The sequence below is a fragment of the Liquorilactobacillus ghanensis DSM 18630 genome (assembly GCF_001435235.1).
Lineage (GTDB): Bacteria > Bacillota > Bacilli > Lactobacillales > Lactobacillaceae > Liquorilactobacillus > Liquorilactobacillus ghanensis.
Genome location: NZ_AZGB01000022.1, coordinates 92,512 through 116,703, shown reverse-complemented (window position 1 = coordinate 116,703; position 24,192 = coordinate 92,512). Strand labels below are relative to the sequence as shown.

Here is a 24,192-nt window from a genome sequence, read left to right as displayed (position 1 = left end):
TCAAATGAGATCAATTGGTCATTTTTTTGAACGGTCGATTATTAGGTGCTTACTTTCTTTTGCTTAGTTCAATTGAGTTAATACCAATTGTCATGCTTGCAGGAAAAACAATTGCCGCTCCCACACTTTGAATTTCTCGCCCAGCAATCAACATAGTTACCGTTGTGCTGGAGGCAGATATCAGTGAACCGATTAAAAACAAGATTAAACCGATCAAGTAAACTTTATTTTTTCCCACATGATCTGCTAATCTACCTAACGGAATAGTAAGCGCAGCAAAAGTAATTGTATAGATATTTAACGCCCACTGAAGTGTATCAAGATTGGTCCTGAGTCCGGTTTGAATCGCTGGTAATGCAATATTCATTACTGTAGTATCAAGCATACAAAGAAAAATCCCAATAGCCATTGTAGCTAAAATCATAAACTGTCTTTTTTTCATAATAATTACTCCTCATAATATAAATTACTCAGTAAGTGTATAGTAGTGTTATATTATGAGTAAATGTTTAGGTTACAGAAAGCCGGAAACTTGTACACTATGTCACCACAAGAAAGAAAACAGTTAAATCTTAATAAAACGTATAAAGCTTTGCTAGATTTATTAGCCGATCATCAATTTAGTGATATTAGTGTTTCACTTCTGTGCCGTAAAGCTGGTGTATCTCGCACATATTACTATCGAAATTATCATTCTATGCAGGAAATTATTTCTTGTTATCAAGAAATGACAATTGAATCATATTTGCGAATATTGCCGCATAAGATGCCTTTAAATTTTATTCAACTCATGACGGCTTATTTTCAGCTAATGCAAAAGCAATCTGAAGAAACTCGTTTATTGGTTAATGCCGGTTTGACCAATACTTTGATTAAGACATTTCGTATTGTGTATTTGTATCTTACAAAGCAAGGGATGATTAAGCGATTGAATAACAGTCACAGAAATAACAAATATTTTGCATCGTTCATGTCTGGAGCCGTAATATCAACGCAGATTCAATGGCTGGATCAGGGAATGCAAGAAACACCTGCAGAACTGGGCAGAATGCTGAATCAGTTATTTTTTCTTAGAAAATAACTTTCATACAAAAAAATAATCGCTAACTTAAAATTAACGATTGTTTTACTAAAACACGACTAAACCATAATAGCTTGATTATTTAATTAAAATTAATGCTAGCCTAGCTAACAACATTTACAGGATCTTTGGCCAAATATTTTTTTAAATTGTTTATCGTAATATCTAGTAACCTTTCTCGCGTTTCCAATGGTGCCCATGCGATATGCGGAGTGATATAACAATTCTTAGCCTTCAATAAGGGGTTGTCATTGTTAATAGGTTCCTTTTGAACCACATCAGTAGCATATGCATAAATTTTTTCGTTGTTTAAAGCATTCGCAAGATCAGATTCGTTAACTAACTTTCCACGTGCTGTATTCAATAAAATAGCTCCGGTCTTCATCTTTTTAAGGGTGTCCTTATTAATTAAATTAATAGTTTCTGGAGTTTGAATAACATGCAAACTAATTACATCTGATTGTTGCAAAAGTTCATCTAAAGATACCTGTTTAATCCATTGTTCAGTTGTGTTTCTTGGACGATGATTATAAAAAATAACATTCATAGAAAAAGCATGTCCCAGTTTAGCAACTTTCTGTGCAATATGGCCATAACCAATCAGACCAAGTGTCTTACCTTTTAATTCGAATAATGGTTTATCCCAGAAAGTAAAATCCGGAACTTTTGACCATTTATTATGATGAACAAGTTGATTATGAAGTCCAACTTGACCAGTCACTTCAAGTAATAGAGAAAAAGTAAATTGTGCCACTGCGTCACTAGCATAAGTAGGAATATTAGTGACAGTAACGTTGTTTTTGTGAGCACTATCAATGTCTACAACATCATAGCCGGTACCCATAATACCGATATAATTTAGTTTTGGAGCTTTACTAATAATATCATCGTCTAGTGGCGTTTTGTGGGTAATTACAATTTCAGCATCAGTGATCCGTTTCAGAATCTCATTTTTATCAGCAACCGGTGTTCGGCTATAAAAAGTACACTCTCCCAGTTGATTCAATAAATCCCAGTTTAAATCTTTATTTAATTCATAACCATCCAAAAGTATAATTTTCATAAAATCCCGCCTTTGCTCAAAGTTTAGCCTACACTTTATTATCAAATAACCGAGACAGTACACTTACGACGAGAATTGTCCTTAAATCAGTCAATAATGAGCTTCCTCACTTTCGCTGGAATTATAAAAATAACGTCCACGTTCAGCTTAAACATAATAAACACACTTTGGAGTTACCCGATTAGTAGTTTGTATTCTGGTGGCAACCTACTTGAGATATTGATATAAAAATTAAACTCCTATTCATCGATAATGGTTTTCATTATTTTAATAATATTTCCAGTACAGTACTTACTTATCATTAATATAACACAAAACTAGGAATGATAAGCCTAATTAGTTTCCTATAACGCAAAGAAAAGAACTCTAAAGTAAGCTGAAAATGTAGATTTTTGTCTACACAATGTTATTGATGATTTAGCACACGGCTAATATCATTATGCCGCTTTTTAATTATCAATGTGTTTACTATTCATTTTTAACAGTATGTACTTATTATCGATTAGACTTTTGTCCCTTTATAGTATCTTCAAACCATCTAACAATCCATAACCAAAGATAAGTAAATTCATTAACAATCTTTTCGAATAGCCAAGAAATCACAGCTAAGCCTCCTAAAAAGATAACCGCAGGAAACCAATACGTCTGCTGCCATAACCAAAGAATCATTGTGATCACCTTCTGCTTTTTACTTACTTAAAATTTATTAATGGAAATAAATACATCATGCCAAATATATTATTTGTTTCTATTATATAACATATTTGGCACTATTGTTTGACTTTTTCTAATTTGTATAATTTTTGTTTAATAAATAGCGCATAATATGGATCATTCTGTGAAATTAATTTTTTTATTTATTTATACAGAATATAGCGCAATAAATAGCCCCTTTTCTTTACTAATCGCTTCTTAAAAAATTATTTCTTCTTTATGTTGACCAATTATGGAATGTACCAATGACCAAGTTTATATTTACACTTGTGGAATTTAAAACAGCATTATTTAACACTTCCATTATCCTCTTAGTTTATTTTTTATTTTTTGCCTTCAGAAATGTTTGACGTAATTTGTACATACTATATTGAGCACGCGTAGTTGGCTTGCCTAGAATTTCCTTTTCGTCAAGGTCACCAAACTTAATTAAAGTCTGATATACTGCATCATCAATGTTATAGCCAAGGATCATTTGTGTAGAGATATTAGTAATTTTCCCGGAATTACGAATTGTTGAATAATCAAATTTACGATCAGCAATTTGTTCTTTGTAATTATGCTGGAAATAACGCAACCGTTTTTGTACAGCGGCCTCACTAATACTACTATTAATTTTTTTGTTATATCCAAATGGACGTAATAAATAACCAGTATGAGGTATCTCAATTGTCTTGTTGTCATACTTCATAGTGTAGTAATTTTCTTTTAAAGATTTTTGCAGATATTTCATTGCTTGTGGAGTGACTTTGACTTCTCTACTCATATCGCTATTGTTAATATGAATACTATCTTTTGCCAATTCTTCTTCTTTAATTTTAACCATTTCATTTAAGCTATCGACTTTACTTAAACGAACACCGCTAAATACAAGCAATGGCACAATCGTATTTTGCAGACAATCTTCATTTTTTACAATATCATTAATATCTTTTAATGTAAAAAATCGATTCATCATCTTTGTTTGTGGAATTGTATTTATAACTTCTTTATAACTCCAATAACGTTTATAAACTATGTGAATAGCTTCAAAGTTTTCAACACAGAAGTCGATAAATTCACTAATGTCGGCTATACACTTACGGTAGGTTATATAGTTGATATATTTTTCTCTGTAATACTTAACAATAGATAACATATCTGCTTTAGTGAAGTCCAGAACAGATTTGTTGTGTTCAACCTCAAATCGTTCAATATTATCAAAGTTATTTGAAATTGATTTTAAACCTTGCCATAGATATAATTTCTTGGAATAATTCAAGATGAACATAAGCTTTAAGTTATTATCATACTTGTATGGTTTATCTGTAATTTCTTTACCTGCATCGTTCTTACCTTTAAGAACCACCATACTATCGAAATCACTGTTTCCAACACTACGCAAGTTTAAAGAAAAGCAGGTTCTAACCAATTTTGAATAAGCTAATTTTTTATCATTAATAAAATCTGCGTTGAATAGCTTGTCAACAAAACGACTATCTAATCCGTTGTGTTCTAAAGTTGTACGATATTTCTCTTTTGAATTGTGGAAACTAATGGGTAATAAGTCACTATAGATGTTTAACATAAGAAGAACCTCCTAATGTTTGCAGTGTAATATTACCATATTTATAAGTCAACACAAAAACAAGAAGAGATGGATTTGCAAAATTTTATAATTCGATTGATTTACGCTGTATCTCATCATATTTTTTAAATTTTTTATCAATTGCATCTAATGACTTCTGTAATTTTTCTTGTTGTTGAATAATATGCTGTTTGTGTTCCAACAATATTTTTCGACGCTCAGGAATTGTTTTTGGATTAAACATAATTCTAGAAAATCTTTTTAATGTTTGTATTGGCATTCCAGTCTCTTTAACCTTGAGCAAAAAAGTTAGCCATTCTAAATCTTTTTCATCGTAAATCCTGTAACCACTCGAATTACGTTTTATTTTAGGTACTAAACCCTCTTTTTCATAATATCTTAAAGTATATTTACTTAGTTTTGTTAAACGACTAATCTCATTGATTGAATAATTCAAAAAATCACCTCTTGCATTAGAGTGTACTCTAAAGTGCATAATAATCCCACCGAAGGGAGAGAATTACTTTATGACGAAAACTTTGACTTTGTTAATTGGAATTTTTCTTATGTCAACAACGGAGGTGGCTTTAAAATTAATTAACTCACCTCAAATTAATAGCTTTCAGCTGACTTTCTATCGTTTTATAATTGGTGGACTATTTTTATTCACTTTAGCAAACAAAACAGACTTTAAAAAAATTCTTTTAAAAAGGCACTTTATGCTGCTTAGCGGCTTAAGCATCATTTTCATTATTTTAAGCATGTCTTTTTATCAAATTGCGATTCAACAATATTTGGCTTCAATTGTTGCGATTATCTTTAGTTTAAATCCAATTTTTAGTTCCTTATTTGATTATGTTTTATTCCATAAAACAATTTCTCGAAAATTAGGTATTTCGTTAGCTGTAGCAGTTCTAGGCATGATGATCATAATTTGGAGTAACCATTACTTTATATTCTCTGGATTAATTTTTGCTACACTTAGTTCAATTTTATTTGGACTTTATTCAACATTGTCAAAAGAATATATTTACAAAAATCACAGTGATTCAATCACCGTCACAAGCCAAGTTTTTCTACTGGGATCATTGTATTTGTGGATATTGCATGAAATTATAATTATAATATCATATCATTCACAAAATTTTGCTGTTAAGTTTTTGGGACAATCGCTTTTATTAAAGATTACTCCGCATAGTTTACTAGCTATATTATATGCAGGAATTATCGTTACTGCGGGTGGTTTTACGGTTTATTCAATAGCTACCCATAAATACCCCTCAGTTTCTCATATAATTTTCTTTCTTAAACCAGCTATAGCACCAATCTTTGCCACAATTTTATTGAATGAAAAGATTACCGAAAATGCTCTGATTGGAATGATTATTATTGTAATTGGTACTGGAATATCACTAATACGTGATCCACATAAGACGATTCGTGACTAATTTTTAATCTAATCATATTAAGTATGTTGACTTACCCAAATTAATGAAAAATCACTAGCGAAGTATAAATAGTTAGTACCAAGTCTCAAAGATTCGTGCTATAATGTGAGTAAGAAAAAGGAAGCCTTGCGCCAACAAGACTTCCCATGCAAGCCGCTTCAAAGGCGGTGGCCTAGATTTACAAAACTACATTGTCGCTCTGTAACCGACCAAAGTTACGCAGGGCGGCTTTTTATTTGTTTCTTTTGTCAATATAGCTGAGTAGCGCAATTAAAAATGTGCCAAACAGCAACATCAACGAGAGTGCCTGAAAGACACTCATTGACTGTGAAACCTTTCTGAAGATTACTCCATGTTCCCATAGACATCACCTCACAAGGGAAAAGACAGCCACCGCCCTTAAAACTTCCTGCTTGTCCTATTATACAGGAAAAACAATTAAATTGTTGTTACATCTTTTTATTTCAGCTTGTTATTGATCAGATCAATAATTTCTTTTTTAGTTGTATTATGCGCCCCAGCTATGATTTTTAAATACTGATTTCGTAAAATCTCTTTTAATTTAACTTCTTCTTCATATTTTTTTCCATTTTTGGGTCTCCGTCAAACTATGGTGGAGCTAGGAAGTCCTCAAAATGGGAGTTTCTTTATTTGGTTTCCAACATCGCTTTCTTGTTTGATCAATGGATAGATCAATCTTTTGCCAACAGCTTCAGCGTTTTTTTAGAATCAGGTTCTCCTCTTCCAATCGTTTAATTCGTTTGTATTTGAGCCTTAGCTTCATCAGCAGTTAAGCCGTGACTACCAGAAACCCATTTTAAAATAGTGGAGTAACCAACACCATATTCTTTAGCTAATTCAGGAGCTGACTTAATTTTGTGCTGATATAAATCAATAATATTTTGCTTGAATTCGGCAAGATAGCGTTTTGCCATTATGAAACAATTCCTTCTTAATTAAGAAATAATTTTACACTCTCGCAAAAGCTGTCTCAAGTTTTATACTAACTCCAAACTTTTGTTCCATATTTAATATTTTCATAAATCCATTTTGAGTCGGAAATACTCAAATGGACACAGCCATGAGAAGATGGCTTTTTACCTAGATCGTTTGCGTCAGATTGAATAAAGTCTCCTTGAGAATCAGTTGGCGTGGAACGAAATAGATATTCACGATACCTATGCATTTTTGACTTGGGCTTGTTTTTTAAAATATTTTTAAATCGAATTATTATTGTGTTTCCAATTGCGACAGATATTTTCTAATAGTCCTGGAAATTTTTGATTGAGTTCTTTTTTTCGCAAGTTAAGATAACTATGAATTCCAGAACGTCTAACAGAAATCAATCCGTTCAGTCTCAAATTACGATAATGTTGTGATAAGTTACTTTTCTTCCCCAGATGTTCAAAAATTGCGCAAGAACACTCTTTATTATTAGAATACAGAGTTGCCACAATTGATAAGCGAGTCGGATCACTTAATGACTTTAATATTTGTGGCAATTCTATTTTATCAAGATCTACACTTAATAGTAGTTTTTGCTTCATAAAGTATCTCCTCGTATTATATGTTTACAAGTTACAATCCTTTTACTTAATATACTTGTTTTTTGAACACCACATGTTAGTCTCTAATTGTCATTAGTTAACTGGTATAGATTCTTCTCTCCTTGTAGCACAATTGTTTGCTTAATAGTTTGTATTTCACAACTGTTTAGCATATACTAAACAGTTGAAAGAAGGAATTCATATGAATCAAAAAGAAAAAATAATTGAGTCTTATTTCAAACTTTCCGACTTAGCTTCAAATGATAATAGATCACTAAATAAAATTGTTCATTTATTTGCGAATGATGCCATTGTTGAAGGCTCAAATGGTTTTATCGGTAAAGATCATGATTCAATAGTAAACTTTTTCCAAAATTTTTTTAAAGACAACAAAGAATTACAGCACCTTTGTCAAGTATCTATTGACGAAGATTGTTATAAAGCAGAATGGTCCGTTGCCGGTAGAAAAAATAATGGCAAACTTTTTGCACTCCATGGATATGATACTTACAAATTTGATAAGCAAAACAAAATTAAATTCTTACAAGTTAAAATAACGAAATAATCACGGCTTACTAATTGTTTTTTCCTGAAAACTGTTCTTGAAAAATGTCATTTATCTTGGCCATTGATTTTTTCAATTTTTACTTTATCATCTGTTCCACAGGGCTCAATGAGCTGTAATTTATTTCATCGTCTAAAAAACATCAATACCTGTTAAAGTTTCTGGCTAATGAATTCTTATAAATAAGTTGGTTGGTACATTAAAATAAATATTGTTGTAACCTCACCATATCCTTTAATACTAATTTATTTTCGATTATTCTGTGTGGATAGTGAGTCACGAAAAAGTCTCTATCAATTGAAACCGGTCTAAAACCATATTTTTGATACAAGTATAACTGACCAAAGCTGGTGCTTCCAGTTCCTATCTCAATAACTCTGTATTTTTTACTTTTAGCCCATTTAATAGAATATTCAAGCAATTTACCACCTATTCCTTGATTGCGATAATCTTTAGACACAGCAATATTAATTATTTCAATTGTTTCTGGCCGAGTGTCTATTAAAAGTACAATTCCCACAGGAGCACCCTTAAAAATGGCAATAAATTTATAAGCCCTTTTCAAGTAGCTTTGTACAATATTTTTTGAAGGATCTGCATCTAGCAAAAGTTTAAAAAGATTATCTGATACAGAAGTGATTGAAGATATTGAAATATTCTCCATGCGATTTTTCCCCCCCAAAAAAGTGTTCCTAATTAACTTTTATTATCAATTTACAAATAGTAGGATGTAAATTTTTTTTAGCTCCGCAACAACGCCAGATTCAAGTTTCAAAACGAATGGCGACCCAAACACTGCCAATAATTAGACAACTACCTACCAAGAATCCCCAAGTTAGTTTCTCGTTTAGAAGCAGCCAACCTAATAGAGTTCCAACAATCGGTTGTAGTAAAAAGAACAAACCAGATTTACCAGCACTGACTAAATGTAATCCTCGATTCCACATTACAAACGCTAAGGCTGTTGAAACAACACCTAAATACAACAAGCACAAAATAATTATCGGATTAAAGAAATCAATTCGTCTTAGCACCTGATGGTCGGCGATTACCACTGGTGATAAGCAAATAATGGCAACTAAAGCCGACATAATCGTAACTTGTAAAGCGGTATAGTTTCCAGATAATTTTTTGATCAGAACGGACATTAACGCCCAAGTTAAAGCTGCTACAATTAATGACAAAACACCCAATAACACATTATGTCCAGTTAAGTGAATGCCTACAATACAAATAACACCACTAGTTGCCATGATTACTGATAGCACTTTAATTCGTGTTAACTTTTCTTTTAAAAGCCACCAAGCAAACAAAATCATAAAAGTTGGTGTAGCTGATGTAATTACTGCACCTGTCTGGGCACTGGATAACCAGGTACCTGTTTCTTGAGTTACAATTGAAATTGTATTACCAATTAGTCCAATTAAAAAAATTAATTTCAAATCCGTTTTATTAACTGTCCATTTTTCTTTTCTAATTAACGAAATCAAAATTAGTACGATTATGGCAATTAGATAGCGCAACCATACTAATTCGACTGGTGGAACATGGACCACACGATTTTGACTACTACAAACATCCCGCCCCAAATACTAGCTGATAAACTAAGTAATAAGGGACCTAACCAATTTTTTATTTTCATTATTTTTCCTCCGCATTGAGATTTCAATTTAAGCTGAAATCGTTAGCGGATACGATCCGCTAACTAACGGATCGCTGGAACATCACATTCACTTAACGGTGCAAAAATCATCATTATTACCTCCTTTAATAATGTTTTCATTCTCATAGTAGCTAAATACTATCCTAAATTCAATCCATGATACACGGGTGCAAATTTGTCATAATTTAAAAAAATAATTAACGCAATTAGAAAATAAATTCGATTGATCAATTGGTAAGTTATGTCCTGCTTCTTCAAGGATAAGCAAATTATAATCTTTAAAGTTTGCAGCTAATTTTTTCTGCTCTTTAAAACCAACAACTTGGTCGCGTTTACCTAGCAAAAAGAAAATTGGTATATCCGAGTTCCAATTTTTAATTGTTTGTTCTTTTTGGAATCTGTAGTATTCAAAATTATTGGATTGAAGTTTTTCAAGAAATTTAGCATTGTATTTTTCAAGACCCACAGTAATTTCATTTAAGTATTTTTTCCAGGATTTCTCGTTAATAATTACGTTCATTTCTAAAAAATCTTCTGTATATTTATTTTTAGGAATATTGAAATTATCATTTTTAATGTTGATGTGTGAGGCAGTAACCCTTTTATTGGGATTTGCTGTCACGACTGGACAAGTTAGAAATAGACCTTTTACACGCTTAGGATACTTATATGCTAGTCCAAGACTTAAATATCCACCGTAAGAATGACCACAAAGATAAAAATTATCAACCTTTATTAAATTTAAGAACTCAATAATTAGCTCGACTAAATAATCGCTTGAGGGCTGAACTTTAAAGAAAGATTGACTTTTACCCATTCCCGGAATATCAATGTAAATTCGTTGATAGCTACCGTTCTTTTTACTGAAACTATCTTCATAGTTGAGCTTCATGGAAATAAGATCCAAGCACATGCCATGCAGAAAAACAACAGGTTTTCCTGCACCTATTATTTCATAATGAATTAAAATTCCATTAACCGATTGATACATTAAGATAACTCTCCCTGCAGAAAAAATTTGTAATTGAAATAACTATATGTTGTTTAGAAATTAATATACTGAATTTATTCAATTTTTTAAAAATAGAACTACTTTTAATTTCTATACTAAAACACTATTTGACAATATTTCATTAGCCTTTTCAGTTGTTTCCTCTCCTTTATGGCGAAGCCTACTGAATTTTATTAAATTTTTCAAGACGATATAGTTTTTCGTCATCAAGTAGTTTTACACCATTTTTAAATGAATAACCCATTTTTTGATAAAATTTCAGACCCGTGATTGAAGCAGGAATTTCAATTCGTTTAGCTCGTTTAAAATAAACATCTTGTTCCAAAACTTTGATAAGCCGCGTGCCGATTCCTCGTCCTTGATATTCTGGTAAAACGAAAATATTAAACAGGCTGCTCTCATCCGTTTTTCCCCAGTAGGGACCAATCGAGCCAACAGCTACGATTTTATTATTGCTATCATCTAGGAATACATAGCAATGAAAGTATTTTGCTTTTTCAACAAAGTCCTTAGCAGTTAGGTGTTTCAAATCCTTCTTTAAATATGCTGCAGAGTAATCTTGAATATTCGTAGTCAGCATTGTTTTCTCAACTAAATCAGCCACTTCTTTAGCATCTGTATTTTTGAAAATATGATATGTAATCATTTTTTCGCACCCCCTTCAACAACGATAATTTGTATGACTAATAAGATAGTCAGTTATTTTTTGACGTAGTTGATCATGCTTTTGCGGGTCGTACAAATATTTCGAATTGGTCCAATAGTCGGAGCTATACAACCAAACTGGTTTTTTTAACTTTTCGGCATCTTCTGTCAGATATCTCGGAAAAACATGCGCATGAAGAAAATTATCGGTATTTCCTAATATGTCATAATTAATTCTTTTTGCGTGACAAGCAAAGAGGACAGCATCCCCTAAAATACTCATATCGCGCAAAAAAGCAGTTCTTTCATCGATAGCCAAATCATTTAAAGATGCAACATTTCTTTTGGGCAACAAAACAGAATATCCTGGCAAAAATTGGACATCACCAAAAACAGCATATCCACCGGCTAATTCTGTCATTACCATCGGATTTGTTCCATTAATAGCCGAGCGTATTCGATCTTCATACCATTCTGTCATCTAAGTTCCTCCTCCCCTGTAATAAATATTCTCATAATAGATCAATTGCCACTGCTAAGAACAAGATCCTTATTGGTAACTTTTAAATTTATAGCTGCATTCAACTAATTTCAACATTAACATTCCTAGTATCCTAATCATTCAGGATCAATCACAGCTATGGTATTCAGATAAAACATAGGTCGGATGATTCAGACCGGTTGGTGGATAATATTCATTCCGGACAAATTTAAATCCTAGTTCCGTTAATAATTTCTTTGAAGCATTATTTTGAGGATTATGACCAGCTACAATGCTGTTTATTTTTAGTGACGTGAAAGCATATGCGATAATAGCTTGAGCTGCTTCAGTTGCCAGACCTTTATGCCAAAATTTAGGCAATAGATGAATTCCAAATTCGAGTTCTCCCGACTTCTTGGTGGGTCTAAAACCGCACACTCCCATAAATTCGTGATTTTTTGAAAAGAATATAGGAAAATATTGGACACCGACTTTTTCAAGGTTGGAAATTTCATTATTTAAACGTAATTCTATTTCTTCCTTGGTGAAAATACCGTTTTTATGAATATACTTAGCTACTTTAGGATTCTCCCATAAACTAAGCGCTAAATCCAGCTCATCCTTTGTCCAAGTAGAAAAATACAATCTTTTTGTCTGTAGTTTAATTTGCGTTTGTCCCCCTTATTTTTAAGCGACTTTTGGGCAATTACTCAGTTGCGAGTTTCTACTAATTGGTATCGTTATTCGAGCTAACGGTTTGATTACTGGTAATTTGTCCAGCTGCTGAATCAGTCAAATATTTAATACTACTGCTCATCCCCACAATTGGTGCATCTGCACGAACTGTAATTGTTGAAGCAGCTTCGCCAGGATTTTTCTGATCCATTTGTTTAAAGATCGTTAAATCATCTTGTGGTAAATCATTTGCTGCAACTAACGTACTGGTTCGCGTATAACTGGTAGTTTCACCTTGTCCAATGCGGATTAATTTTTTATCGTTAATGAACAAGTAGAGATAACCAAGGCTATCACCGCTCGCTACTGATTTTTGAGTTAATTGATAACCAGCATTCGCAGCGTTGGCTTTTTGCAAAGCATAGGTTTGATTTTGGTTCAATGAAATTAACGAATATGAATTCAAATTTTGAATGGCTGAACGTTCAAAACTGTTATAGCGATGCTGGTACAAATAACCATCTTTAATCAAAATTTTTCCACTATCGTTAGCACTGGTTGTGGTTGCGGCTGCTATCCAAGTCCCATTTAACTCCTTTAGTGAAAGTTGGCTGCCAGTTTTTTTGGTACTTGTATCAGTAAATAATTGTCCGCGTTCAACGGTAATCGGCTGATCAGTATCGACATATTGGATATTAACTGCATATAGATGGTGTCCTTTAGCTACGAAGCCTTGTGGGATAGTCATCCCACTGGTTTTTGTTTCTAAAAAAATTAAATCTGATAGCTTAGTAATTTGGAAATTTGCACCTAATTTTTTCAGTACAGCATTAACTTGATTGACACTCATTAAGTGAATTTCATTTTGAGCGCTTTTAACATAATTTTTCCGCAGATCATGCTGCCATTTGTTAAAAGAAATGCGTTTATATTTAACCGGGCTGGCTATAAATTGCCCCTTGGAAGTTGTCCAACTAGAAAGTTGGTCCGTTTTCGAAATAACTGAGGTGGTTAGTTTGTTAGATATTCCTTGAACTGGACTTTGTTTGGAGCTGACCCCTTTGCTGAATGTCCAAGTTTTTTCAGCCGGCTTTACTATTTTGTTGGTGGTAGTTTTAATTGTGCTTATCTGGGCTGTGCTTTTCTTTTTTTGAACGCTGCAGCCGGAAACAAGTACAACCAATAAAGCAATTACCATCACATTTAATTTGCGCATAAAAATAACTCCATTCATAATTAATCAGCTAATTATAGCATTAATAAAATGCTCTGGAAGAAAATTTTTATATTACTGTCAGCGTAACTAGATTTTTAACCTTATTAATTGCTTGCTGCAATTCTTTTAGTGTATTACAACACAAAATTGCGTAACCAATTCTGTCATCTGAATTTTCAGGCGGTCGGACAAAGCTGCCAACTCTTTTTGTGATACTTGCTCGTACTACACCGCTTTGTTGACACATGCTATTCCACCCATTAATTTTTTGAAGGATCCCTTTACTTTGAGCAAAGAAAAATACGGTTGCTGTAAATTTTTGTTGCGTTTTCTTAAAACTTAATTTTTCATGCAAATATAACTGAACAGTCTTCTCAAAAATATTGACCCCATAAGCATTGATCATTAAATCTGAAGTTATATTATCTCCGCCAGGTCGTCCATTTACTTCCACAATTTTGGGGCCATTTTTAGTTAACTTAACTTCTATATGCAGTGGACCATCATGAAAGCCTAGAGCTTGAGCAGCTTGATAGGCCGTATTAATAATTTCACTCTTTTTTTCAATCTCAATAGTAGTTGGAAAGATATGTTCCAACTCTACAAAAAATGGCGGCTGCGTTGTGTGCTTTTCAGTTACATCAGAAAAAGCAATTTGATTTTGATATAAGAAAAGTTCAACGCTGAATTCTGGTCCAGTTAAAAATTCCTCCATAATATATTCATGCCGTACGGGGAGATTCATATAACTAGTTTTAAGTTTAACGATTTGTTCAAAGCGCATTTGCAGTTCAGCTTCATTTCGAATATAAAAAACATCAATACTGCTTGCTGTATTAGTAGGTTTCAAAATTAAAGGATAGCCAATTTTATAAGCAGCAAGTTTAGCATCACGTTCATTGCTCACTACTTGAAATTTCGCTGACGGAACATTATTTTTGGCAAATTGCTCACGGGCTAGATCTTTATTACGTGCACGTTTAGTTGCTTTAACTGAGTTTGAAAATTTACCCAAGCGCGTCGCAACCTTTGCTGTAACTTCGGTAACATAGTCGGTTGCGGGAATTAATGCCGCCAAATTAGCATATGGGCTATTTATGATAGCTTGATAGATAGCATTATCATCTCTTATATCGGCAACAATCAAATCATCGCAACTTGCTGCATAACCATATTTTTGAGGATTGGACCGTTTGCTAACTATTACGATCACCTCGTTACCAAGATTTTTAGCCGCTTCAACAAATTTAACCCCATAAAAACTTGGTTCAACAATTAAAACTCTTTTTTTATTCATTATATCAGTCCTTTCTGGATAGAAACTAAGCCATTCGTTTAACCAAGCCACTCAACAATAGCCCAATAAGCATAATAATGAACATTATTAGAAAGCCAAAACTAGCACCTTGTTGATCATTCATTATCCCCATCCATGAAGATGCAAAAATTTCGATAAATTGTGCTGTACCATTCAAAACAGAAGTTGTTCGTCCCATATAGCTTGCAGCTACATTTTTCATTAATACTGTGTTGGTTACGATCCGAAGTGAAGAATTTGATAATCCAATCACGTAAGTACAAATATACATTAAGAACACATTCCTACCTGCGTAAAGAGAAACTAATGCTAAACTGGCAAGAAAAAAATAGGCGATAATTATTTTTTTATTCTCAAGTTTTGAAATTATCCAACCTGTAAGTATTCCAGCAGTCAGACCGCCAATCCCGTAAAGCATATCTGCCATTCCGTAGACAATACTATTTTGATTTAACACACTTGCTACATACGCTGGAGAAGTTACATTAAATAATTGTGTAACCAGTAAAGGTAATATGGACAAGGCACCAACAATTACAACAATTCGCGTTGAAAAAATATACCGAATACCATTAATGAAGCTTGCGTGTACATCATTTTCAGCCGCAAAATGCAGTACATCCTTAGGAATCCGCATTATCAATACTGTTCCAATTAAAAACATGATAATATTTATTACCAAAATCGCCATAAAACCAGTATAGTTTAATATCACTCCTGATATTGCACCAGCTACAAACATCCCCACCTGCAAGGATACTTCTACAAATGAATTTGCTGATCCTAATAATTTTTCTGGGATTATGCTTTGAATATAACTCCGAGAAGCAGACATGTAAGTAATCCAACCAGCACCAGTTAAAGACGCGAGAAAATACATTACATAGAGATTAAATCCCCAAATTAGAAAATATCCGGCAATTAACAACATGGGTAAAGCACGTCCAAGAAAAGACCACAGAATTACTATTTTGCGGCTGCATTTGTCTGTAAGACTACCAGCCAATGGTGACATTGCAAAGCCAGCAATAACATTAACTGTTAAATACAATCCAACTAATTTACTGGACTTAGTTTGAGACAATAGATACCAATTAGCTCCAACAGTCGTTAATCCAACTCCAAATCCCGAAATAATATCTGCAAGAAAAAAATATCTGAATTGTTTGATTCGCAATAATTTAAGCATGATTATTTCTCCGCCTTCTTTCGTTGAAGCTGATTTCACCGTGTTTCCGCTGACATACCACTAGCCGGGTTAAAATTTTTGAATTTGCACTTTGCCGGCTAGAAGAACTAATCAATGATTTTGTCATAATTTGCTTCCTCCAATATTTAATCAATCATTTTTCACAAACATTTTTTAATTTTCCAAACTGCCGCCCTTTCATAATTAATTCATCAATAATTTTACAATCAGATTCAAAACAGGTTATTATATTGTAAAGCATCTCGTCATTTATGGAGGTAAGCTCATGGAACATGGAACATTAATTAGAAAATTGAGAAAAGAAAGAAATATGTCGCAAACACAACTAGCGGCTGGAATTTGTAGTAGAACCACACTATCATCTTTTGAAAACAATCATTCAAATGTTTCTAGTGACCTTTTGTTCAAGTACTTGGAACGGCTTAATGTCACAGTCCAAGAATATTCATTTTACTTGAATGACAGCGTTACTCCAGAAAAAGAATATTTATCAGCATATTTTTATAATGAAATAACTAAAAAACATGATGAAGAAATTGCTGAACGAATCAGAGGCTTTAGATCTAAATATGAAAATACACATGATTTTTATTTTTGCTGTATGTCAATCGAGCTCAAATTGTTTCTTAATAAAAAGCATTCAAAAGATTTGTATGATGTTGATGAAGATAAGCGCATTATTAAAAACTATCTGAATCGCGTGCAGCAGTGGGGGCATTTTGAAATATCTTTATTTTCAAATTGTTTGTATATTTTTAATAGTGATTACATTAGAGGAACCTTTTCAGTACTGCTTAAAAGGACTAAATTGCTTAGTTCAATTGCTTCATATCAAAATGATATATCAATATTTTTGAATAATTGTATAGTGCTATCATTTGAACGGCAAAAACTGTTGGATGTTCGCTATTATGTAGCGCAATTAATTAAAATATCTGAAAGTTCGCCGAGGAAAGCATATGATCGTTTAATGTGTGAATATTATCTAGGACTACTTCAGGAATTACACGGTAAAAAAGATAGTGCTAAATTGGTAATTGCTCAATTTAAATTACTAGGCTTTGAAGAACATGCCACCGAATTAGAGACACTTGAAAATCGGATACTTAGATCAGCAAAAAAGGCAGTTAATTTTATTTAATTATGTAGTGGGGAAAAAGTTCCTAAAAATTGGAATTCTAGATAAACAAACAAGCAGCTGTCAACATCTATAATCAGATACTGACAGTTGCTCGTTTAACTAATTTTAATTTTGTCTATTACACTTCTCGCCCGTTTGATGCAATTACTTTCTTAAACCAGTAAAATGAATCTTTACGAATTCGGGTCAAACTACCTCGACCTTCATCGTCTTGATCAACATAAATAAAGCCATAGCGTTTGGCCATTTCAGAAGTAGAAGCGCTTATTAAGTCAATTGGTCCCCAAGTTGTATACCCGATTAGCTCGACACCATCTTGAATGGCTTCTTTCATCTGAATAATATGTTTCCGCAGATAATCAATCCGATAATCATCATGAATTTTTCGATCCGGCGTCAATTCATCTACCGCTCCTAATCCATTTTCTACAATAAATAAAGGGATTTGGTAACGATCCCAAAGCTCATTCAAAGCAATTCTAAGTCCAACGGGGTCGATTTGCCAACCCCATTCACTTGACGTCAAATATGGATTAGCTTCTCCCAATGCGAAGTTTCCTGTTGCTTTGGTAATGTTATTATCGTCCGCTGTTACCGTTGACATATAGTAGCTAAAACTTAAATAATCAACTTTACCTTTTGCTAAAATTTCTTCATCATCAGCAGCAAATTTTAACTCGATTCCATTGTCATAAAAATATCGATTCATATAGTTAGGGTATTCACCACGGACTTGGACGTCGGTAAAAAATAAATTAAGTTGATCTTGCAGTTGAGCTGCCCGGACGTCAAGCGGTGCTGGTGTTTTAGCATATGTTTGCATCCTGGCAAGCATACATCCAATTTTAGCTTCAGGATCAAGCTTATGACACTGCAAAACAGCCAATGCACTTGCAATGAATTGGTGGTGCAAAGCTTGGTAACGTAATTGCATTTTTTGGTCATTCGGTAAATCATCATCAAGAGCACCAGTTCCATTAAATCCCCAAACAGCCGCGTTGATTTCATTGAACGTTAACCAATACTTAACTATTCCACGGTATCTTTCAAAAAGGACTTTAGTGAATTTGGTATATTCATTGATGGTTTCTCTTGCTGCCCAACCATTATTTTTGAGTGTTAATCCGAGCGGCATCTCGTAGTGTGAAATTGTCACTACTGGTTCTATACCATACTTGCAACAGGTTTCAAAAGCATGATCATAAAACAAAAGACCTTGTTCATTTGGTTCAGCTTCATCCCCATTAGGAAAAATTCTAGTCCACGCGATTGATAGACGATATGCTTTGAAACCCATTTCGGCAAAAAGCTTGATGTCTTCTTTGTAATGATGATAAAAATCAACGCCGCGTCTTTTGGGATAGGTTGTAGTACTCGAGTCATTGATTGCTGCTGTTAATGACTGTTTTGTTATCTGATTCATCGTAAAGTCTTTACGATTAGTAGACCTTTTTACTACTTCGGCGGTTGAAATTCCTTTACCGGCAATATTCCAAGCCCCTTCGACTTGATTAGCTGCGGTGGCCCCGCCCCATAAAAATCCACGAGGAAAACCACTAGGAACATTTTTGCTGTACATTTAAACACCTTCCTCTAATAAAAATTGTCCATTTGTTGCTATGACCTTTTGATACCATTTAAAAGAATCCTTTTTTAATCGCCGCAAAGAACCTTTTCCTTGATCATCACGGTCAACGTAAATATATCCGTAACGTTTTGACATTTCTCCACTGCCAGCTGAAACTAAATCGATACATCCCCAACTAGTATATCCAAGACAATCTACACCATCTTCAATTGCATTGCCTAATTCCCGTAAATTTTCTGCTAGATAATCAATGCGGTATTGGTCATGAATTTCTTTTTCGGGTGTAACCTCATCTTTTTCGCCTAAACCATTTTCAACGACAAAAAGCGGTTTTTGATAGCGATCATAAATTTGATTCATCGTTGTCCGTAGCCCTAAGCCATCCGTCTGCCATCCCCAAGAACTTGTTTTCAGATACGGGTTCTTAAGGGAAGCAAATATATTTCCTGCCGTTTTTTCCATTACGCTTGGATCAGCACTTGTTAACCTTGAAGAATAGTAGCTAAAGGAGATAAAGTCTACAGTATTTTCAAGTAAGTCTTGTTGATCGGTTGCTGCCCACTGCAATTCAATATTTTTTTCTTTAAATATTTTTCGACTATAACTCGGATAATATCCTCTTGACTGAACATCAATAAAGAAGTAGCCCTCACGATCAGCTGTCAAAGCTGCCCAAACATCTTTAGGATTGCAAGTATATGGATATGTTTGTCCGGCCGCCAGCATACATCCCACCTGATTTTCACTGTCAATTTCGTGTGCTAACTTAGTCGCACGCGCAGATGCTACTAATTGATGATGAGCAGCTTGATATTTTAATTGTTCTGGATTTTCAGAATTTCTTACATCAAGCCCACCGCCAAGAAAAGGAATATGCAAAATCATATTAATTTCATTAAAAGTTAGCCAGTATTTAACTTGTCCTTTATATCGCTTAAACAATACTTCACAATATTTCAAATATAAATCAACTAGTTTACGATTAGCCCAACCATTATATTTTTTAAATAAAGCCAAGGGTGCATCAAAATGGTTAATGGTTACTAGTGGTTCAATTTTATATTTACGACATTCCGCGAAAACTTGATCATAAAACTTTAATCCTTGTTCATTGGGGCTTTCATCATCCCCATTAGGAAAAATTCTTGGCCAACTAATCGACATTCGATATACCTTAAAACCCATTTCGGCGAACAATTTAATGTCTTCCCGAAAGTGATGGTAGAAGTCGATTGACTGGTGACTTGGATAATATTGATATTTCGTTTTCAAAGCCTGTTCCGGATTAAATAAGGCTTCATTTCTTTTTTCTGCTTTGGCAGGCAGGATATCAACCAATGATAATCCCTTGCCGTCAGTTAAATAAGCTCCCTCGCATTGATTAGCTGCGGTGGCCCCGCCCCATAAAAAATTATCTGGAAATTTCATTTTTTCTCCTTTCATTACGATAGTGCCAACAGTGTTTCATTATGGTCAACTTCATTTTTATCAGTTATTACCTTTACGGTATGATAATTTTTAGAATTTGTAATAACTAATGGTGTAACCACGCTATATCCGGCTGCTTTAATTTCTTCAATATTAAATTTGACTAGTGGAGTGCCCGCTTTTACTTGATCACCCTGTTTTACAAGCATCTCAAAGCCTCGCCCTTCAAGGTTAACCGTATCCATTCCAATATGCATTAATAATTCTGCATCATCAGTCGTTTTTAGTCCTACTGCATGCCCTGTCGGAAAAGCTAAAATAACTTCTCCATCAGCTGGAGCATAGACGATTCCTTGTGTTGGTTCGATTGCAACTCCTTTACCCATGGCTTCAGAAGCAAATACTTTATCTTCTATTTCATTTAATGGAATTATTTTGCCAGAAAGCGGACTTGCCAAAGTTGTTGCTTTATTGAAAACGGTTGTGGTACTGCTTTCAACCGTTGCTGCTTCAGCAACTGGATCCGTTGATTTAGCAGGTGCGTCGCTTGGCACCCCTTCAGCCGCCGGTTCTATATCAACGTAATTTTTACCAAAAAGTATTTGTAAAATAAATCCAAGCGCTGCGCCAACAACTGCTGCAATGATAGAACCGTAAAACGCCATGTTGATTCCACTCGCTGAATTGATGTAACTTGGAAAAGCGAAAATACCTAAACCACCGTTAACATATGCTTTAGTTCCAAAGAAACCAAGGATTCCACCACCTACAGCTGCTGCAATACAGCTTAAAACAAATGGCCGTTTTCTCGGAAGCGAAAGTCCGTAAATAGCTGGTTCTGTTACTCCAAAAATGCCAGAAATAACCGCTGGAATACCAATGCTTCGTGTCTTTTCATTTTTTGTTTGAAGTGTCATTGCGAGTACAACACCAGTTTGTGCAAATGATGCTGCAAAGGAAAGGACAACAATTGGATCGTACCCCTTAGAAGCAATATTAGTAAGCATGACGGCAACAAATCCCCAATGGAGCCCAAACATAACAAATACTTGCCAGAATGCTCCCATTAAAAGTCCAGCAAAAACCGGACTGAAATTGTAAATAGCAACGGTAACATCTGAGATAGCGGTACTGAGCCATGTTGCAATTGGACCAATTACAATAAAAGTAACCGGTAAGGTAACGATTAAGGTAACAAAAGGTACCAAGAAGGTTTTAACGACATCAGGGATAACTTTTCTTGCCCATTTTTCAATATGTGAAGCGAACCAAACTGCTAAAATAATCGGAATAACTGATGAAGTATAATTCATCATAATTACAGGAATACCAAAAAAGGTCGTATGAATTTGCGAAGCAAAGAAAGTTCCCTTAAATAAGGTATACAAAATAGTTTTGCTGCTGTTTATGGCAACTATATCGGGATAACATAAAATCGCACCGATCGCCATTCCCACGAATTTATCAACTTTGAACTTATTAGCTGAAGTATACCCCAGAATAACTGGTAAAAAGTAAAAGAAGGCATCTCCAATAGCATGCAGAATTAAGTAACTACCTGAAGTCGAAGAAATCCAACCGAGAGCTACAAACATGGCAGTAAAACCTTTAATCATTCCAGCGGCACACAAAGGTCCTAAAATCGGCGTAAATATCCCTGAAACTAAATCGATAAAACGATCTAATAAGTTCATATCAGATTTTTCACCATAATCATCTGGGACCGCCCCGCCGTCTTGAAAACCACCGACCTTAATTAAATCGTCATAAACATCCGCCACATGATTTCCGATTACAACTTGGTATTGGCCACCGGATTGAACAACCGTAATAACACCATCAGTCGTCTTCAAGCGATCAGTTTTAGCTGCTCCCTCATCTTTTAATTTAAATCTTAATCTTGTGGTACAATGAACCACGCTGTTTACATTTTCTTTACCGCCTACCCCATCAATAATTTTTTTGCTAAGATCTTCATACTTCATTGTTTTCATCTCCTAAATTTAAAATAAAAACCCAGAAGACTTTACAGTACTTTCCTAATTAGGATAAAGTACCCTGCAAAGTTTTCTGGGTTAATGCCTGCTTGACCAGTAACACACCAAAAACATTTTTATTCTTTTTTTTGCCGATGAGTTACACGCCAAATATGTAAAGTTAAATATACTTTATCGTCTGGCTGCAGCTCCCAACTTGTTTCTTTATGCAGATAATTGCTAATTCGTTCAGTTGTTTCGTAAGCAAGTGGGTATTTCAACTGCATTAATTTGAGTAATGCTGGGTCTAGTTCACTTGCCGTTATATTGGTTTTACTGACCCTTTGAACCATTAGTGCACGTAAATGAGTAACAAAGCGGCTATAATTAAAAGATTCGGTATCTAAGCTCAAATGAAATTGGTACTGTACAATATCAATAATTCCCGATATTAATTTCGTGATCTTGATTGTATCTTGAAGCCGGGATCCATCCATACTCGCATTTACAAAATGATAGGTCATAAATACAATTTCGTTTCTAGGTAATTGCACCTGTGCTGCTTGATTTATCAAATTAATTGCTTTCTTGGCTGCTTGATATTCTTCACTGAATAATTTACTGATTTCCCAAATAACTGTTCCATCACTGATTTCAATTCCGTCGTGAACACGCTTTAAAGAAAAGTCAATATGGTCTGCTAAAACAAAATACTGATAATCATTAAATTTAATCTTCAATAAGGGCTCAACTAATTCAATAACCTCTGTTGTTAATTCTAATGATCGCGATTCAATTTCTTTAAAGTTTTCAATATCAGGGCCATTTTTCTCAGCAGTTATAAAACGGCGCTCAATCTTACAATCGTCAACCAACATTCCTTGTTTTTTGCCAAAGCCGACACCATTTCCAATGACAATCCATTCTGTACCTTGATCATCTTCAACTAAAGCAGCGTTGTTATTAAAATTTTTGATGAATTTCATGATCACTTCCCCCTGAAATTAAGTATTAAAAAAACCCACTATAGCTAAGTTGCTGATAGCAACTAATCTAAAAGTGGGTTAATGCCTGATCGAATCAGTAACACGCTCTGCTTTATGAAGTTATAATATCAATTTTTGCAAGCGCTGTCAATAAGTTTTTATAAATTTTTTCTAATTATTTATCAGCTACATACTGCATTTTCTGCAAGTTATTTAGAAAGGACGCCGTCTTCTTAAAAAAGCATTGTCAATTTTTTCGAAATTTACTTTTGGATAATATTCTAAAGCTGATGGTGCTGCCAAAAGAACCAAAGAAACATCAGCCCCAATTTGTGAGCGAAGCTTTTCAATTAAATTACGACCTATCCCCTGCTTTTGATGTGATTTGGTAACAGCAAGATCCGATAAATAGCAAGCGTAGCTAAAATCCGTCAATGCTCTGGCAATTCCAACGAGTTGCTGTTTATCCCAAGCTGTCCAAAGAATATCGGCATTTTCCAACATTTTTTGCAAACGAGGTAAATCATTCACTGGTCGATGAATACCTGCTGCTTTAAATAATTGCGCTAAGTCGTTGGCTGTTATTTGTTTCTTGTTAGTATAAGTAATCAATTTATCCATCTCCATAATTATTTACTTCTAATGTAATCTTATCCAATAATTAAAACAATAGTTACTTATTTTAAAATTACATTGATCTGCAATATCTTTACGACTGCTTATATTTATAAACTGCAGCCTTGACTTTCAAAAATTAAAAATTCATAATTACATTAAAAATAAAAAATAAGTAAATTATTTTTTGATTAGCTATTGGATGATAGCTAAAGCTGTTCTTCATATTAGAAGAACGATTTTTTATCTAGAA

General features: G+C 33.9%; 25 protein-coding genes and 2 pseudogenes. 4 read left to right on the top strand and 23 right to left on the bottom strand.

The annotated features are described in order from the left end of the window. Positions 1-55: 55 nt before the first annotated feature. Positions 56-442: pseudogene (locus FC89_RS09755) on the bottom strand (MFS transporter); the annotation flags it as partial. Between the two features lie 99 nt (positions 443-541). Between FC89_RS09755 and FC89_RS09750 the strand changes: the two are divergent. After that, positions 542-1,081 (top strand): TetR/AcrR family transcriptional regulator, encoded by a 540-nt coding sequence (locus FC89_RS09750; RefSeq protein ID WP_057872366.1) that lies wholly within the window; start codon positions 542-544, stop codon positions 1,079-1,081. Positions 1,082-1,184: 103 nt separating this feature from the next. On the opposite strand, the gene FC89_RS09745 is transcribed toward FC89_RS09750, so the two are convergent. From FC89_RS09745 to FC89_RS09735, 4 genes are all read right to left on the bottom strand, one after another. Then, on the bottom strand, positions 1,185-2,144 hold the full coding sequence (locus FC89_RS09745) for a D-2-hydroxyacid dehydrogenase (protein WP_057872365.1): 960 nt from the start codon (positions 2,142-2,144) through the stop codon (positions 1,185-1,187). Positions 2,145-2,639: 495 nt separating this feature from the next. Then, positions 2,640-2,813 (bottom strand): hypothetical protein, encoded by a 174-nt coding sequence (locus FC89_RS12610; RefSeq protein WP_157060710.1) that lies wholly within the window; start codon positions 2,811-2,813, stop codon positions 2,640-2,642. A 361-nt stretch (positions 2,814-3,174) separates the two neighbouring features. Further along, positions 3,175-4,425, bottom strand: a complete 1,251-nt coding sequence (locus FC89_RS09740) for a hypothetical protein (RefSeq protein WP_057872364.1) — start codon at positions 4,423-4,425, stop codon at positions 3,175-3,177. 85 nt (positions 4,426-4,510) lie between these two features. Then, positions 4,511-4,921 carry a MerR family transcriptional regulator gene (locus FC89_RS09735; protein WP_083485466.1) on the bottom strand — a complete coding sequence of 137 codons (411 nt, stop codon included), beginning with the start codon at positions 4,919-4,921 and terminating at the stop codon, positions 4,511-4,513. Between the two features lie 31 nt (positions 4,922-4,952). Between FC89_RS09735 and FC89_RS09730 the strand changes: the two genes are divergently transcribed. Beyond that, a complete protein-coding gene (locus FC89_RS09730) occupies positions 4,953-5,873 on the top strand; it encodes a DMT family transporter (RefSeq protein WP_057872362.1) in 921 nt (306 codons plus the stop codon). 232 nt (positions 5,874-6,105) lie between these two features. Here the strand turns inward: FC89_RS09730 and FC89_RS12605 are convergent, their stop codons facing one another. The 4 genes and pseudogenes from FC89_RS12605 to FC89_RS09720 form a co-directional block, all read right to left on the bottom strand. Beyond that, positions 6,106-6,168: a putative holin-like toxin gene (locus FC89_RS12605; protein WP_232457175.1), complete on the bottom strand. Its 63-nt coding sequence runs from the start codon at positions 6,166-6,168 to the stop codon at positions 6,106-6,108. Positions 6,169-6,625: 457 nt separating this feature from the next. Beyond that, positions 6,626-6,808: a transposase gene (locus FC89_RS09725; RefSeq protein WP_157060708.1), complete on the bottom strand. Its 183-nt coding sequence runs from the start codon at positions 6,806-6,808 to the stop codon at positions 6,626-6,628. Between the two features lie 68 nt (positions 6,809-6,876). Then, positions 6,877-7,041, bottom strand: a pseudogene (locus FC89_RS12430) (L,D-transpeptidase family protein); the annotation flags it as partial. Positions 7,042-7,090: 49 nt separating this feature from the next. Then, the gene (locus tag FC89_RS09720; protein ID WP_057872361.1) at positions 7,091-7,420 is read right to left on the bottom strand and encodes an ArsR/SmtB family transcription factor; all 330 of its coding nucleotides are present in this window, start codon (positions 7,418-7,420) and stop codon (positions 7,091-7,093) included. Between the two features lie 202 nt (positions 7,421-7,622). On the opposite strand from FC89_RS09720, the gene FC89_RS09715 reads away from it, so the two are divergent. Beyond that, positions 7,623-7,985, top strand: a complete 363-nt coding sequence (locus tag FC89_RS09715) for a nuclear transport factor 2 family protein (RefSeq protein WP_057872360.1) — start codon at positions 7,623-7,625, stop codon at positions 7,983-7,985. A 199-nt stretch (positions 7,986-8,184) separates the two neighbouring features. Here the strand turns inward: FC89_RS09715 and FC89_RS09710 are convergent, their stop codons facing one another. The 9 genes from FC89_RS09710 to FC89_RS12425 form a co-directional block, all read right to left on the bottom strand. Further along, positions 8,185-8,649 carry a GNAT family N-acetyltransferase gene (locus FC89_RS09710; RefSeq protein ID WP_157060707.1) on the bottom strand — a complete coding sequence of 155 codons (465 nt, stop codon included), beginning with the start codon at positions 8,647-8,649 and terminating at the stop codon, positions 8,185-8,187. A 100-nt stretch (positions 8,650-8,749) separates the two neighbouring features. Then, complete coding sequence (locus FC89_RS09705) at positions 8,750-9,541, bottom strand: DMT family transporter (RefSeq protein WP_235804412.1); 792 nt, start codon at positions 9,539-9,541, stop codon at positions 8,750-8,752. Between the two features lie 285 nt (positions 9,542-9,826). Continuing rightward, complete coding sequence (locus FC89_RS09700) at positions 9,827-10,639, bottom strand: alpha/beta fold hydrolase (protein WP_057872359.1); 813 nt, start codon at positions 10,637-10,639, stop codon at positions 9,827-9,829. 181 nt (positions 10,640-10,820) lie between these two features. Then, positions 10,821-11,306 (bottom strand): GNAT family N-acetyltransferase, encoded by a 486-nt coding sequence (locus tag FC89_RS09695; protein ID WP_057872358.1) that lies wholly within the window; start codon positions 11,304-11,306, stop codon positions 10,821-10,823. 15 nt (positions 11,307-11,321) lie between these two features. Further along, positions 11,322-11,786 (bottom strand): HIT family protein, encoded by a 465-nt coding sequence (locus FC89_RS09690; RefSeq protein ID WP_057872357.1) that lies wholly within the window; start codon positions 11,784-11,786, stop codon positions 11,322-11,324. A gap of 147 nt (positions 11,787-11,933) precedes the next feature. Then, the gene (locus FC89_RS09685) at positions 11,934-12,431 is read right to left on the bottom strand and encodes a GNAT family N-acetyltransferase (protein WP_057872356.1); all 498 of its coding nucleotides are present in this window, start codon (positions 12,429-12,431) and stop codon (positions 11,934-11,936) included. 82 nt (positions 12,432-12,513) lie between these two features. Continuing rightward, positions 12,514-13,677, bottom strand: a complete 1,164-nt coding sequence (locus FC89_RS09680) for a hypothetical protein (protein ID WP_057872355.1) — start codon at positions 13,675-13,677, stop codon at positions 12,514-12,516. A 67-nt stretch (positions 13,678-13,744) separates the two neighbouring features. Beyond that, entirely contained in the window at positions 13,745-14,974 is a 1,230-nt protein-coding gene (locus FC89_RS09675; RefSeq protein ID WP_057872354.1) for an ATP-grasp domain-containing protein, read from the bottom strand. A 25-nt stretch (positions 14,975-14,999) separates the two neighbouring features. After that, positions 15,000-16,184: an MFS transporter gene (locus FC89_RS12425; RefSeq protein WP_083485463.1), complete on the bottom strand. Its 1,185-nt coding sequence runs from the start codon at positions 16,182-16,184 to the stop codon at positions 15,000-15,002. A gap of 286 nt (positions 16,185-16,470) precedes the next feature. Between FC89_RS12425 and FC89_RS09665 the strand changes: the two genes are divergently transcribed. Then, positions 16,471-17,346, top strand: coding sequence for a helix-turn-helix domain-containing protein (locus FC89_RS09665; protein ID WP_057872353.1), 876 nt, complete (start codon positions 16,471-16,473; stop codon positions 17,344-17,346). A 118-nt stretch (positions 17,347-17,464) separates the two neighbouring features. Here the strand turns inward: FC89_RS09665 and FC89_RS09660 are convergent, their stop codons facing one another. The 5 genes from FC89_RS09660 to FC89_RS09640 form a co-directional block, all read right to left on the bottom strand. Then, complete coding sequence (locus FC89_RS09660) at positions 17,465-18,925, bottom strand: glycoside hydrolase family 1 protein (protein WP_057872352.1); 1,461 nt, start codon at positions 18,923-18,925, stop codon at positions 17,465-17,467. Then, positions 18,926-20,362, bottom strand: coding sequence for a 6-phospho-beta-glucosidase (locus tag FC89_RS09655; protein WP_057872351.1), 1,437 nt, complete (start codon positions 20,360-20,362; stop codon positions 18,926-18,928). A 14-nt stretch (positions 20,363-20,376) separates the two neighbouring features. Beyond that, positions 20,377-22,347, bottom strand: coding sequence for a beta-glucoside-specific PTS transporter subunit IIABC (locus FC89_RS09650; protein ID WP_057872350.1), 1,971 nt, complete (start codon positions 22,345-22,347; stop codon positions 20,377-20,379). 128 nt (positions 22,348-22,475) lie between these two features. Further along, entirely contained in the window at positions 22,476-23,324 is an 849-nt protein-coding gene (locus FC89_RS09645) for a PRD domain-containing protein (protein WP_057872349.1), read from the bottom strand. 213 nt (positions 23,325-23,537) lie between these two features. Beyond that, positions 23,538-23,951 (bottom strand): GNAT family N-acetyltransferase, encoded by a 414-nt coding sequence (locus tag FC89_RS09640; RefSeq protein WP_415588588.1) that lies wholly within the window; start codon positions 23,949-23,951, stop codon positions 23,538-23,540. Positions 23,952-24,192 lie beyond the last annotated feature (241 nt).